At 66.1% G+C, this 13028-nt stretch carries 13 protein-coding genes; all 13 read left to right on the top strand.

Annotation, left to right across the window (positions count from 1 at the left end):
• The first annotated feature begins 28 nt into the window (after positions 1-28).
• The 13 genes from RH857_RS04960 (at position 29) to RH857_RS04900 (ending at position 13023) form a co-directional block, all read left to right on the top strand.
• Positions 29-1360 carry a homoserine dehydrogenase gene (locus RH857_RS04960; RefSeq protein ID WP_310536861.1) on the top strand — a complete coding sequence of 444 codons (1332 nt, stop codon included), beginning with the start codon at positions 29-31 and terminating at the stop codon, positions 1358-1360.
• A gap of 16 nt (positions 1361-1376) precedes the next feature.
• Positions 1377-2444, top strand: a complete 1068-nt coding sequence (thrC, locus tag RH857_RS04955) for a threonine synthase (RefSeq protein WP_310536860.1) — start codon at positions 1377-1379, stop codon at positions 2442-2444.
• 42 nt (positions 2445-2486) lie between these two features.
• The gene (thrB, locus tag RH857_RS04950; RefSeq protein WP_310536859.1) at positions 2487-3524 is read left to right on the top strand and encodes a homoserine kinase; all 1038 of its coding nucleotides are present in this window, start codon (positions 2487-2489) and stop codon (positions 3522-3524) included.
• A 186-nt stretch (positions 3525-3710) separates the two neighbouring features.
• On the top strand, positions 3711-5576 hold the full coding sequence (gene rho, locus RH857_RS04945; RefSeq protein WP_310536858.1) for a transcription termination factor Rho: 1866 nt from the start codon (positions 3711-3713) through the stop codon (positions 5574-5576).
• Between the two features lie 193 nt (positions 5577-5769).
• Positions 5770-6846, top strand: coding sequence for a peptide chain release factor 1 (prfA, locus tag RH857_RS04940; protein ID WP_310536904.1), 1077 nt, complete (start codon positions 5770-5772; stop codon positions 6844-6846).
• Positions 6847-6977: 131 nt separating this feature from the next.
• The gene (gene prmC / locus RH857_RS04935; RefSeq protein WP_374761121.1) at positions 6978-7907 is read left to right on the top strand and encodes a peptide chain release factor N(5)-glutamine methyltransferase; all 930 of its coding nucleotides are present in this window, start codon (positions 6978-6980) and stop codon (positions 7905-7907) included.
• Between the two features lie 30 nt (positions 7908-7937).
• A complete protein-coding gene (locus tag RH857_RS04930; RefSeq protein ID WP_310536856.1) occupies positions 7938-8684 on the top strand; it encodes an L-threonylcarbamoyladenylate synthase in 747 nt (248 codons plus the stop codon).
• A complete protein-coding gene (locus RH857_RS04925; protein ID WP_310536855.1) occupies positions 8684-9847 on the top strand; it encodes an MraY family glycosyltransferase in 1164 nt (387 codons plus the stop codon). The genes RH857_RS04930 and RH857_RS04925 overlap by 1 nt, the downstream gene beginning before the upstream one ends.
• Positions 9837-10262, top strand: a complete 426-nt coding sequence (locus RH857_RS04920; RefSeq protein ID WP_310536854.1) for a hypothetical protein — start codon at positions 9837-9839, stop codon at positions 10260-10262. The genes RH857_RS04925 and RH857_RS04920 overlap by 11 nt, the downstream gene beginning before the upstream one ends.
• A gap of 215 nt (positions 10263-10477) precedes the next feature.
• A complete protein-coding gene (gene atpB / locus RH857_RS04915; RefSeq protein WP_310536853.1) occupies positions 10478-11290 on the top strand; it encodes a F0F1 ATP synthase subunit A in 813 nt (270 codons plus the stop codon).
• 83 nt (positions 11291-11373) lie between these two features.
• Positions 11374-11583 carry an ATP synthase F0 subunit c gene (locus RH857_RS04910; protein WP_022872799.1) on the top strand — a complete coding sequence of 70 codons (210 nt, stop codon included), beginning with the start codon at positions 11374-11376 and terminating at the stop codon, positions 11581-11583.
• A gap of 64 nt (positions 11584-11647) precedes the next feature.
• A complete protein-coding gene (locus tag RH857_RS04905; RefSeq protein WP_310536852.1) occupies positions 11648-12214 on the top strand; it encodes a F0F1 ATP synthase subunit B in 567 nt (188 codons plus the stop codon).
• Positions 12214-13023 carry a F0F1 ATP synthase subunit delta gene (locus RH857_RS04900; protein WP_310536851.1) on the top strand — a complete coding sequence of 270 codons (810 nt, stop codon included), beginning with the start codon at positions 12214-12216 and terminating at the stop codon, positions 13021-13023. Before RH857_RS04905 ends, RH857_RS04900 begins: the two co-directional genes overlap by 1 nt.
• Positions 13024-13028: the final 5 nt, after the last annotated feature.

Here is a 13028-nt window from a genome sequence, read left to right as displayed (position 1 = left end):
CCGCTTCACCAACACGTACGAGGAGACCATGCCCGCGGCAACGGATGCGAATGTCTTCACCATCGGCCTGCTGGGAGCCGGCAACGTCGGAGCCCAGGTCGCACGGACCCTGGTGGAGGAGCGCGAGCTCATCTCTGCGCGAGTGGGCACTCCCGTCAAGCTGATCGGCGTCGCGGTGCGCGACCCCGAGACTCCGCGTGACTGGAAGATCCCCGGGGAGCTGCTGACCACCGATGCCGAGGCTCTGGTCGATCAGGCCGACCTCGTCGTCGAGCTCATCGGCGGTATGGAAACGGCCGGCTCACTCATCGAGCGCGCGCTGGGCCGGGGAGCCGCCGTGGTCACCGGCAATAAGGCGCTGCTGGCCTCCCGCGGGGCAGAGCTGCAGGCCATCGCCGCCGAGACCGGAGCGGTGCTGCGCTACGAAGCCGCCGTGGCCGGGGCCATCCCCATCCTGCGGCCCATTGAGGAGTCCCTCTCCGGTGACCGCATCACCAAGGTCATGGGCATCGTCAACGGCACCACCAACTACATCCTCGATCAGATGGACACCACCGGCGCGGCCTTCGCCGACGCGCTGGCCGAGGCTCAGAAGCTGGGCTACGCCGAGGCCGATCCCACCGCAGACGTGGAGGGCCACGACGCTGCCGCCAAGGCCGCGATCCTGGGGACTCTGGCCTTCCACGCTCCCTTCACCATCGACGATGTGTACTGCCAGGGCATCACCGAAGTCACCGCAGAGGACATTGAGGCCGCAGCGGCCAGCGGATACGTCATCAAGCTGCTGGCCATCGCGGAGAAACGGGCCGAGGGTGCCATCCTGCGCGTGCATCCGACGCTACTGCCGCGCACTCACCCCCTGGCGAGCGTGCGCGGCGCCTTCAACGCCGTCTTCGTGGTCGCCGAGAACGCCGGAGAGCTGATGTTCTACGGTCAGGGGGCCGGCGGCACCCCCACCTCCTCCGCGGTCATGGGAGACCTCGTCTCCGTGGCGCGCCGACTCCGCGGGCCCAGCGCTGAGGCTCCCGCCATCTCCTCCGAGGTGGAGCTGCCTGCCCTGCCGATCGAGCAGGCAGAGACCCAGTACTACATCGACATGGAGGTCGCCGACCGTGAAGGCGTGATCGCCGAGGTCGCCCGGGTGCTCGCTGATCACCACGTCTCCATCGAATCCATGCGCCAGCCCGGCTCCGTCAGCGTGGACGGGGAGGTCGACACCGACAACGACGCCGGTGCTCAGGTGCAGATTGTCACCCACCGGGCCCGCGAACGGGACCTGGACGACACCGTGGCCACCCTCAAGGGCCTCGGCGTGGTGAAGTCGGTCAATTCAGTCCTCCGTGTTGAAGTCGAACAGTAGGGAAGTGGAGCACGCAATGGCTCATCAGTGGCGCGGTGTCATCCGCGAGTATGCCGACCGCCTGCCGGTGGACGAGTCCACCCGCATCATCACGCTCGGCGAGGGCGGCACCCCGCTGGTGCACGCACCGGCGCTTTCGGCGCTCGTGGAGGGCGAGGTCTACCTCAAGGTCGAGGGGATGAACCCCACCGGCTCCTTCAAGGACCGGGGCATGACCATGGCCATCACGGCCGCGGTCAACGAAGGCGCCAAGGCCGTGGTCTGCGCCTCCACCGGCAACACCTCCGCCTCCGCCGCCGCCTATGCCACCCAGGCGGGCCTGACCTGCGCGGTCCTGGTGCCCGCCGGCAAGATCGCCATGGGTAAGCTCTCCCAGGCCATCGCCCACGGTGCGGAGCTCATCCAGATCGACGGCAACTTCGACGGCTGCCTGGACATCGCGCGCAAGCTCGCCGAGAACTACCCGGTCTTCCTGGTCAACTCCGTGAACCCCGCGCGCATCGAGGGTCAGAAGACCGCGGCCTTCGAAGTGGTCGACGCCCTCGGAGATGCCCCTGACTACCACCTGCTTCCCGTGGGTAATGCCGGCAACATCACGGCCTACTGGAAGGGCTACCAGGAGTACTACGACGACGGCCCGGCCTCCTCCACGCCCGTGATGTGGGGCTTCCAGGCCGCGGGCGCTGCCCCCATCGTCAACGGACACCCCATCACCGAGCCGGAGACGGTGGCCACCGCCATCCGCATCGGCAACCCCGCCTCCTGGGAGAAGGCCGAGGCCGCCCGGGATGAGTCCGGCGGAGTCATCGAGGCCGTGACCGACGAGCAGATCCTGGACGCCCACCGCTGGCTCTCCTCCAAGGAGGGCGTGTTCGTCGAACCCGCCTCAGCCGCCGGGGTAGCCGGGTTGATCGCCAAGCACGCCGCGGGCGAGGTGCCCAGCGGCAAACGCTTCGTCATCACCGTGACCGGTCACGGGCTCAAGGATCCGCAGTGGGCGCTGAAGAATGCCGACGGCTCGGATGTGACTCCCACCCAGGTACCCCAGGACGTAGAGACTGTGGCCAAGGCGCTGGGACTGTAGAGCGGCCTGGGCATCCAGCCACAGCGAGACGAAGGAATGAGCATGCAGAACCTGGGACAGCTCGGCCAAGGACTGGCGCCGCATGAGGCGCTGCGGGAGACGGCTGAGCCGCTGCTCTCCCCGCTGAGCGAGCCGGTGAGCTTCAGACTGCGCGTGCCCGCCACCAGCGCCAACCTCGGCCCCGGCTACGACAGTATGGGTCTGGCGCTGGCCTTGTACGACGAAGTGACAGTCGATGCCGCCCCACGCGCGGACCAGCGGGAGGCGGCGGTCGACGTCGTCGTCTCAGGCGAGGGTGCCGAGACGCTGCCTTCGGACGCCTCACATCTGGTGATCGCTGTTGTCGAGCGCATCCTGGGTGCCAAGGGCTACCAGCTCCCGGATCTGAGGGTCCAGGCCAAGAATGTCATTCCGCACTCGCGGGGACTGGGGTCCTCTGCCGCGGCGGTGGCGTGCGCAGTGCTCACTGCAGACCAGCTGATTCCCGGCGGGCTCAGCGAGGATGACAAGCTGCAGATCGGCTCCAGGCTCGAGGGGCACCCCGACAACTACGTTCCCGCACTGCGCGGGGGAGTGGCCGTTTCCTGGGAAGCCAGCGGGGGCCACAAGGTGCCCATCTTCCGTACCGCGGCCCTGCGCGTTCATCCCGGGCTGCGCACGGTGGTCGCGATCCCCAACTTCGTCCAGTCCACGCAGGCCGCCCGCGACCTGCTGCCGGAGACGGTGGCCCATGCGGAGGCGGCGAAGAACTCCTCCCGTGCAGGGCTACTGGTCCATGCGCTGACCAACGATCTGGACCTGCTCTTCGAAGCCACCGAAGACAGTCTTCACCAGGAGTTCCGGCGTCCGGCGTTCCCCGCCTCGATGGGACTGGTGGACGCCTTGCGGGACACCGGCCTGGCCGCGGTGATCTCCGGAGCGGGCCCCGCGGTGCTTGTGCTCACCGACTCCGAGGGCACGGCACGAGCATCACAGGTCATCACCGCCTACGCCGACACGCTGACCGGCGGCGACACCTTTGCGCCGCGCAGTCTGCCGCTGAGCACAACAGGTGCTACAGTGGAGGCAATCCAGCGGTGATCATCCAGATCATCGGATGACCGCGGATTTTTCGCGCAAATGCGCACTCTTCCCATCCGGGAGCTGAATGATCTGCTCTCTCGCGAGCCGACCTGCTCAGCTGCCCCACATCTGCGTGTCACTTTCCCCGCTAGATGTGACGTAGGGGAACTTCTCTCAACGCTGTAGACGCGATAAGGAATCTTCGTGACAGACACCACCACTGAGACCCCCCAGGCTCAGGACGCCGAACAGGCACCCAAAACCTCCGACGCACCCAACGGCGGTCTGGCCGGCCTGAAGCTGGCCCAGCTCAAAGCCCTTGCCTCCCAGCTGGGCATCACCGGAGCCTCCCGCCTGCGCAAGCCGCAGCTGGTCGAGGCTATCGCCGCCCATCAGCGCGGCGGGGCCGTGGCTGATCGCCAGGCCAAGAAGGCCGACGAGCTGCCCAAGAACGAGTCCGCCGCTGAGTCCGCACCCGCTGAGGCCCAGGACAGCGCGCAGCAGAACGGCGCCGCACAGAACACCGGCACGGCCAACGACGGCGGACAGAACGGCTCCGCTGAGCAGGCCGAGAACGAGCAGGACGGCGGCCAGTCCAAGGGCAACAACCGCCACCGCCGCAACCGCGACCGCAACCGCGGTGACCAGGACGGTCAGAACCAGGGCGAGTCCCGCGGCGACCGTGACCAGCGCGGTGACCGAGACCAGAATGACCGCTCCCAGAACGATCGCTCGCAGAACGAGAGCGACCAGGACGACGACGGCGGACGCCGCAACCGCAACGACCGTGACCGCGGCGGACGCGACGGCAACGACCGCGATGACCGCCGGAACCGCCGCCGCAACCGCAACGACCGCAACCGCCGCGGACGTAACCGTGGCCCCGAGCACGACGACACCGAGGTCACCGAGGATGATCAGCTCATCCCGATCGCCGGCATCCTCGACGTGCTGGACAACTACGCCTTTGTCCGCACCTCCGGCTACCTGCCGGGCCCCAATGACGTCTATGTCGCACTGACCCAGGTCAAGAAGCACAACCTGCGCAAGGGCGACGTGGTCACCGGCTTCATCAAGGCACCCCGCGGCGACGAGGACAAGTCCAACAACAAGCGCCAGAAGTTCAACGCACTGGTCAAAGTCGACAAGGTCAACGGCCGTCCCGCGGACCTGAATACCGACCGAGTCGAGTTCAACAAGCTGGTCCCGCTCTACCCCCAGGACCGCCTGCGCCTGGAGTCCAACGACCCCAAGGCCATCGGTCCCCGTGTGATCGACCTGATCTCCCCCATCGGCAAGGGCCAGCGCGGCCTCATCGTCTCCCCGCCCAAGGCCGGCAAGACGATGATCCTGCAGGCGCTGGCCAACGCCATCAAGACCAACCACCCTGAGGTTCACCTCATGATGGTGCTGGTGGATGAGCGACCCGAAGAGGTCACCGACATGCAGCGCACGGTTGACGGCGAGGTCATCGCCTCTACCTTCGACCGGCCCGCCGACGACCACACGACCGTGGCCGAGCTGGCCATTGAGCGCGCCAAGCGCCTGGTGGAGCTAGGCAAGGACGTCGTCGTGCTGCTGGACTCTATGACGCGACTGGGCCGTGCCTACAACACTGCGGCACCGGCGTCGGGCCGTATTCTCTCCGGCGGTGTGGACGCCAACGCGCTCTACCCGCCCAAGCGGTTCTTCGGCGCCGCCCGCAACATCGAGGACGGCGGCTCCCTGACCATCCTGGCCACCGCCCTGGTGGAGACCGGCTCCAAGATGGACGAAGTCATCTTCGAGGAGTTCAAGGGCACCGGCAACATGGAGCTGCGCCTGTCCCGCCGCCTGGCTGACAAGCGCATCTTCCCGGCTGTCTCGGTCACCGAGTCCTCCACCCGCCGGGAGGAGAACCTCCTCTCCCCGGAGGAGGTCAAGATCATGTGGAAGCTGCGTCGTGTCCTCTCCGGGCTGGACCAGGAGCAGGGTCTGGAGCTGCTGATCAACAAGATCAAGGAGACCCAGTCCAATGCTGAGTTCCTCATGCTGATCTCCAAGACCACCCTCGGCGAGAACGGCAAATAGCGTCGCACCAGAAGCCCGGGCCGAGCACATGCTCCTGGCCCGGGCTTCTGCCGTATCGGTTCCAACCACTGTTCATTCGGCGGCGCAGCCCGGCCATGGACGGGCCCCTCTCTGTGGTGAAATACCCTCACACTGCGCCGCCGTACGAAACACCTAAGGACGCATCCGGATGAGCACTCAGATCAATCCCCGCATGTTCGACTCGGTCGAGAACCTGCTGGCCGAGCACAAGGAGCTTCAGGCCCGGCTCGCTGAGCCCGAGACCCACGCCGACCAGTCCCTGGCCCGCAAGCTGGGACGTCGCTACGCCCAGCTCAACGGCGTGGTCGAAGCACATAAGCGCTGGACAGGACTGCAGGACGATCTGGAGACCGCCCAGGAGTTCGCCGACGACGACGCCGAGCTTGCCGCCGAGGTTCCGCGCCTGCAGGAGGAACTGGAGGCTGCTGCCGAGAAGCTGCTGCGGATGCTCATTCCGCGCGACGAGAACGATGCCCGCAACGCGATCCTCGAGATCAAGGGCGGCGCGGGCGGCGACGAGGCAGCACTGTTTGCCGGAGACCTTCTGCGCATGTACACCCGCTACGCGGAGTCCAAGGGGTGGAAGACCGAGATCATCTCCTCCACCCCGTCTGACCTGGGTGGATATAAGGATGTGCAGGTTGCGATCAAGGCCAACACCAACGACCCCGCTGAGGGCGTCTATGCGCACCTGAAGTTCGAAGGCGGAGTGCATCGGGTCCAGCGTGTGCCCGAGACCGAGTCCCAGGGCCGCATCCACACCTCCGCGGCCGGGGTGCTGGTACTGCCGGAGGTGGATGAGCCCGAAGAGATCGAGATCAACCAGAACGATCTGAAGATCGACGTCTACCGTTCCTCAGGTCCCGGCGGACAGTCGGTGAACACCACCGACTCCGCCGTGCGCATCACCCACCTGCCCACCGGCATCGTGGTGGCTATGCAGAACGAGAAATCGCAGCTGCAGAACAAGGAAGCGGCCATGCGCGTGCTGCGCTCGCGGCTGCTGGCCCACCAGCAGGAGCAGCTGGACGCCGAGAACGCCGCGGTCCGCAAGTCGCAGGTGCGCACCATGGACCGCTCCGAGCGCATCCGCACCTACAATTTCCCGGAGAACCGGATCGCGGACCACCGCACCGGGTACAAGGCCTACAACCTCGACGCCGTCATGAACGGTGACCTCGAGCCCGTGATCGCCTCCTGCATCCAGATGGATGAGCAGGAGCGCCTCGCCGCCCTGGCCGAGCAGTAGGTCTTCACGGAGCGATTCCCAGTTGTGTGGGCAGCTGGTGCGTTCTGAGGGGCGTTTCTCCCGTTGAGAACGCACGAAGTGCCCACACAAGGTTGACCAGAGGGAGGGGGCGAGCCGTGGAGCTTGCCGGAATGATCCGCAGGGCCGGTGCGCGCCTGGCAGAGGCGGGGGTCCCCTCACCGCGGGTGGACGCCGAGCTGCTGGCCGCCCACGTCCTGGGTACCAGTAGGTCCGAGGTGCAGGTTAAAGCGCTCATGGGCGTGGAGGCCTCAGACGGCGACCTCGTCCGGTATGAGGCGCTGGTGGAGGAACGAGCCCGCCGCATCCCGCTGCAGCACCTCACCGGAATCGCTCCCTTCCGCACCCTTGAGCTGCGCGTGGGCCCCGGAGCCTTCATTCCGCGGCCGGAGACGGAGACCGTGGTGGAGCTTACGCTCCAGCAGCTGCGCGTCCTGGCCGACGGCGGTCTCGCCGCTCCCCGGGTGATCGATCTGGGCACCGGATCCGGTGCCATCGCTGCGGCGATCGCGGCCGAGTTCCCCGACGCGGAGATTCACGCCCTGGAGCTCTCCGCTGAAGCCGCCGCTTGGGCACAGCAGAACTTCGAAAATCTTCCGCACGGCTCCGCCCGCGTGCATCTGCATCGCGGAGATCTCCGTGACGTGGAGTCCCTGCGGGCATCGCTGCAGAACGTGGACCGGGGTTCAGCAGACCAGCGCCTTCGTGTCAGCGGGGAGGAAGAGATGAGGTTCGACGTCGTCGTCTCTAATCCTCCCTATATTCCTCCCGGTATGGTGCCCACCGAGATTGAGGTGCGCGAACACGACCCCGAGCTGGCGCTCTACGGAGGCGGGGAGGACGGTCTTCAGCTGCCCCGGGCGGTGATTGAGACCGCGGTGCAGCTGCTGCGTCCGGGTGGCTGGTTCATCGTGGAGCATGCCGAGGTGCAGGCTCCGGCACTGAAGCGCATCTGCGAGGCCAACGCTGCGCTGACGGATGTGGCGACTCACCAGGACCTCTCGGGCCGGGACCGGGCGACCTCCGCCCGAATCGCGCAGTAAAACAGCCGCGGACGTGAAACAATACAGCGCGTGAGTGAGACCATCGACTGCCGGACCCCCGAAGAGCGCGAGCGAGCCATGGCCGCTGCCCAGGAGATCATCCGGCGCGGCGAATGCGTGGTGCTGCCCACCGACACGGTTTACGGCATCGGGGTAGATGCCTTTTCCCCGCAGGCCGTCTCTGTGCTGCTGGCCGCCAAGGGGCGCAATCGGACTATGCCGCCGCCGGTGCTGATCTCACGCCTGGAGGTGATGGACGCCCTCGCCACGGACATCCCCGACTATGCGCGCACACTCGCCGAAGCTTTCTGGCCGGGAGCGCTGACCCTGATTCTGCGCGCCCAGCCGTCGCTGGCATGGGACCTCGGAGAGACTCGGGGGACGGTGGCGCTGCGCATGCCCGCCGACGACGTGGCGCTTGAGCTGCTCTCAGCGGTGGGCCCCATGGCTGTCTCCAGCGCGAACCGCACCGGTATGCCCGCAGCCACGACCGCTCAGGCGGCCCGCGACATGCTGGCGGACTCGGTGGCCCTGTACCTCGACGACGGCGAACGCGCCCAGACCCAGCCCTCCACGATTGTGGACTGCACCGGGACGCATCCCCGGGTGGTTCGGGACGGCGGGGTGCCCGTGCACGAGCTCCGTGCGCTGGTGCCTGAGACCCTCGGAATGGGGGAGGAGCCCGTTGCGGATAGCGCGTCCGAGGAGGCTGCTTCCCCCGAACAGCCGGCGTCGTCCTCTGATCCCGATGACGCCGCGGGGTCCACGAACGCCTGATGATCTACTTCCTCGTAGTGCTGACGTGCTCGGCGCTGGTCACCTATGCGCTGACCCCGCCCGTCCGTCGGCTGGCTCTGCGGCTGGGGATCTACACCCCGATCCGGTCGCGGGACATTCACTCCACCATTAAGCCGCGCTGGGGCGGGCTGGCAATCTTCTTCGGCATGCTGGCCGGCTTAGCCGTGGCTGCGCCGATTCCCTACCTGAGCGGGCTGTTCAGCGACCTCAGACCGCTGACGGGCATCGTGCTGGCCATGGTGCTCATCGTCATCACAGGAATGGCCGATGACACCTGGGACATCCACTGGGTCATCAAACTGGCCGCCCAGGTCGGCTGCGGCGTCATCCTGGTGCTGTTCGGGATTCGCCTGGAGGTCATGCCCGTGGGATGGCTCGGAGTGGGGGAGCCCGCCGTCCAAGCCTGTCTGACGGTCTTCCTGGTGGTCATGACCATCAACGCCTTCAACTTCATCGACGGCCTGGACGGACTGGCCGCAGGAGTCGCCGCGCTGGGCGGCTCAGCCTTCTTCATCTACAGCTATCTACTGACGCTCTCCCTCAACGAGTTTGACGCCTCCAATCTGGTCACGCTGCTAATGGCCGTGCTCGTGGGATCCTGCCTGGGGTTTCTACCGCATAATTTCCATCCCTCCACGGTGATCATGGGTGACACCGGCGCGATGCTGCTGGGGCTGGTCATGGCTGCCGGGGCACTCGCGGTCACGGCCGACGTCGGGCAGCTGGGGGAAGGATTCCGCTTCAGGAACATCCCCGCCTACATGCCGGTGCTGCTTCCGCTGGCGGTGACGCTGCTGCCGCTGCTGGACCTGATGCTCGCCGTGATACGCCGCACGGCTAAAGGTGCCTCACCCTTCAGCCCAGACCGCGGGCACCTCCACCACAAGCTCATCGACTCCGGCTACTCCCACCCGCAGGCGGTGCTGCTGCTCTACCTGTGGGCTGGGTTCTTTGCCTTCGGCGTCGTCTCCTTCAACTTCCTGCCCTGGTGGCTGGTCTCCCTGGGAATGGCGCTGACCCTCGGGCCGGCGCTGGTCTTCACGCTGGGGCCCTGGATGCGACGACGGGCCCGCAGGGCCACCCGGGAGGCGGCGCGCCGAGCGCTGGCCGAACGCAGAAGGAAGGACGCTCATGGGCGGTAGAAGGAACGCACCAGAGCACGGTGCCTGGTGGCGTCTGCTCAAGGTCGCCTTTGTGTGCAGCACCGCGACGCTCCTGGTGCTGACCGCGGCGGCGTGGGCAGCCGGAGGGTCGGAGGCTGCGATCTCGGCGCTGGTCGGGGGAGGACTGGTCATCGCACTGTATGTGCCCTCAATATGGGCAGTGGACGTCGCCGAACGGACAGTCCCAGACCTCGCCATCCCGCTCTACATGCTGCTGTTCGTGCTGAAGTTCATCGGAGTGGGGCTGTTCCTCACCGTCATCGCCGTACCGGCCTGGCTCAGCCTGGCGTGGGGTGGATCCGCTGCCGTGGCGGTGCTGGTGGTCTGGCAGGCGGCCTCGATCTACGTCTTCAGCAGGATGCGCCTGCGTATCGTGCCCGCCCAGGACCAGTAGCTCAGCGATCCCTTCCCGCAGGAGGAACTGCATTGTCGCTACTTCTACAGAATGTAGTAGTGTTGTCTCCGCAGCCTCAAACGTGCGCTAGTTCACCTTGGAATTGATAGGGTGAGCGTCACGCGCACGGTGTGAATCCTGCGCTAACTTGCTAACTTCTCGCACAGAACGAACCTCATCTGAGGCTTCGTCGACGACCGATGAGAGGACCAGCGTTGCTTACGCTTGCCCTGAGAGCCGCCGATGGAGGCGAGTTTCAACCCCCTAGCATCAACGACACCCACCTGCCCGAGATTCTTCCTTGGGGCGTCGAGTGGGGAGAGGGCTTCCTCGGAAAGAACGGCCTGGTCCTTCTTGTCTCCGTTGTGGTGATCTGGGCCTTCTTCTCCTTCGCCATTCGTCGGCAGTCGCTTGTTCCCACACGCATGCAGTTCATCGGCGAGTCCATCTACGCCTTCGTACGGAACTCGCTGGGCCGCGACATCCTCGGCGAGAAGCACTTCAAGCCCTGGATCCCCTTCCTCTTCGCGATCTTCACCTTCATCCTGGTGAACAACCTGATGGGTGCGATCCCCGTCATTCAGATGCCGAGCTTCTCGCACGCCGGTCCCGCCTACGTCATGGCCGGAATCGTGTACTTCACCTGGATCGGCGTCGGTATCCAGAAGCACGGCCTGCGCTACTTCAAGCTGGTGACCATTCCCTCGGGCGTGCCGTGGTACGTCATGCCGGTGATGATCCCGCTAGAGATCATCTCCAACTTCATCGTGCGTCCGCTGACGCACTCACTGCGTGTGATGGCAGTGATGCTGGCCGGTCACATGATCGTGATGATCGCCGCCGCCGGCTCTGAGTTCCTGGTCACCCAGCAGGACAACATCTTCCTGAACGCCACCGGCATCATCGTGCTCATCGGCTTCGTCCCGCTGTACTTCCTTGAGCTGCTGCTGATGGTGCTGCAGGCCTTCGTCTTCGCCCTGCTGACTGCGATCTATCTGCAGGGCGCCATCGAGGCCGACGCGCACTAGCGCCGCGCAGACTTACGACTTCTAACTGAATAGACCCGCACGAAAGCGCCGGGAACCCGGCACCTTCACAAGAAAGAGAACACATGGAAATCATCGGTAACGTGAACATGATCGGCTACGGCCTCGCCGCTATCGGCTCCGCACTGGGCGTGGGCCTGGTGTTCATGGCCTACATCAACGGTGTGGCTCGTCAGCCCGAGGCACAGCGTGTGCTGCAGCCGATTGCCATCCTGGGCTTCGCCGTGATCGAGGCGCTCGCGATTCTCGGACTCGTCTTCGCAATCTTCCTCTAAGTCAGACCACAGCACCTGAAGGCGCCCGCACGGGCGCCTCATGATTAGGAAAATGGGTGAATTCATGATCAGCACTGCACTGATCCACGCGGCAGAGGACGGCGAGTACACCGCCAACCCTCTGATCCCGCACCCGTGGGAGATGGCTGCTGCCTTCATCGGCTTCTTCGTCCTGCTGTTCGTGGTCATCAAGTTCGTCGTACCCAAGTTCGAGGCCACGTATCAGGCGCGCGTCGCCGCGATCGAGGGCGGCATCAACGAGGCTGAGGAGGCCAAGGCTGAGGCCGAGGCCCTGAAGTCGGAGTACGAGAAGAACCTGGCCGATTCCCGTGCTGAGGCATCGTCGATCCGTGAAGAGGCTCGCACCGAGGCTGCGCAGATCGTGGCCGAGGCCCAGGAGAAGGCTTCCGCAGAGGCTGCCCGTATCCGCGAGCAGGCTCATGCGCAGATCGAAGCCGAGCGCGCCGCAGCGGCGGCCTCCTTGAAGGCCGACGTCGGCTCCCTGGCCACCAAGCTGGCTGGCCAGATCGTGGGCGAGGCTCTCGAGGACGACGCCCGCTCCCAGCGCGTGGTGGACCGCTTCCTGGCTGACCTTGACGCCGAGCAGAACAAGGCAGGAGCGGCTCAGTAATGGCAGGGGTGACCAGCGAATCTCTCGCAGCTTTGGCTACTGAGCTGGAGCCGGTTCTGGCTACGGCCGATCTCGCCACCGCGGACGAGCTCTTCGCCGCGCTGGACGTGATCGACAGCTCGGCGGCTCTGCGCCGCTCGCTGACGGACCCTGCCCGCTCACCTGAGGAGCGCGCGTCCGTGGTGCGCAGTCTCTTCGGCAGCAAGGTCCAGCCGACCACTGCGCGAATCCTGGAGGCCATCGTCTCCAAGCGGTTCCGCAAGGAGCGGGACCTCGGCGACGCCGTTGAGACACAGGCCGTGGCTGTGGTGACGGCGCAGGCTGAACGCTCTGGTCTGCGCGGCCTAGAGGAGCTGGAGGGCGCCCTGCTGCGTTTCCGCCGTACCGTCCTGACCTCTCACGAGGTGCAGCGGGCACTGACCGACGCTCAGGCTCCTACCGAGTCCAAGCAGAGGCTGGCTGCCCGACTGAGCCCTCAGGTCTCCGACGGGGCACGGCTGCTCATCGACCGGGCGGTGACCTCTCCGCGCGGAGTGCGTCCCTCCGCACTGGTGGAGCGCTTCGCTCAGGCCGTGGCCGCACGCCAGCAGCGCTGGATCGCGCAGGTCACTGTGGCCAAGGAGCTGGACTCCGCCTACCAGGAGCGCCTCTTGGCGAGCCTGAACCGCTACTTTGGCAGAGAGCTGAAGCTCGACGTCGTCGTCGACCCCGCAGTGGTCGGCGGCATCCGAGTTCAGGTTGCTGATGAGGTCGTGGACAACACCGTCTCGGCCCGCCTGAACGACCTGAACCGGAAACTGGCCAGCTAGCCTTC

The sequence above is a fragment of the Nesterenkonia flava genome (assembly GCF_031432335.1).
Classification (GTDB): domain Bacteria; phylum Actinomycetota; class Actinomycetes; order Actinomycetales; family Micrococcaceae; genus Nesterenkonia; species Nesterenkonia flava.
The sequence above is the reverse complement of the archived record's forward strand: the minus strand, read 5'-3'. Positions and strand labels throughout refer to the sequence as shown.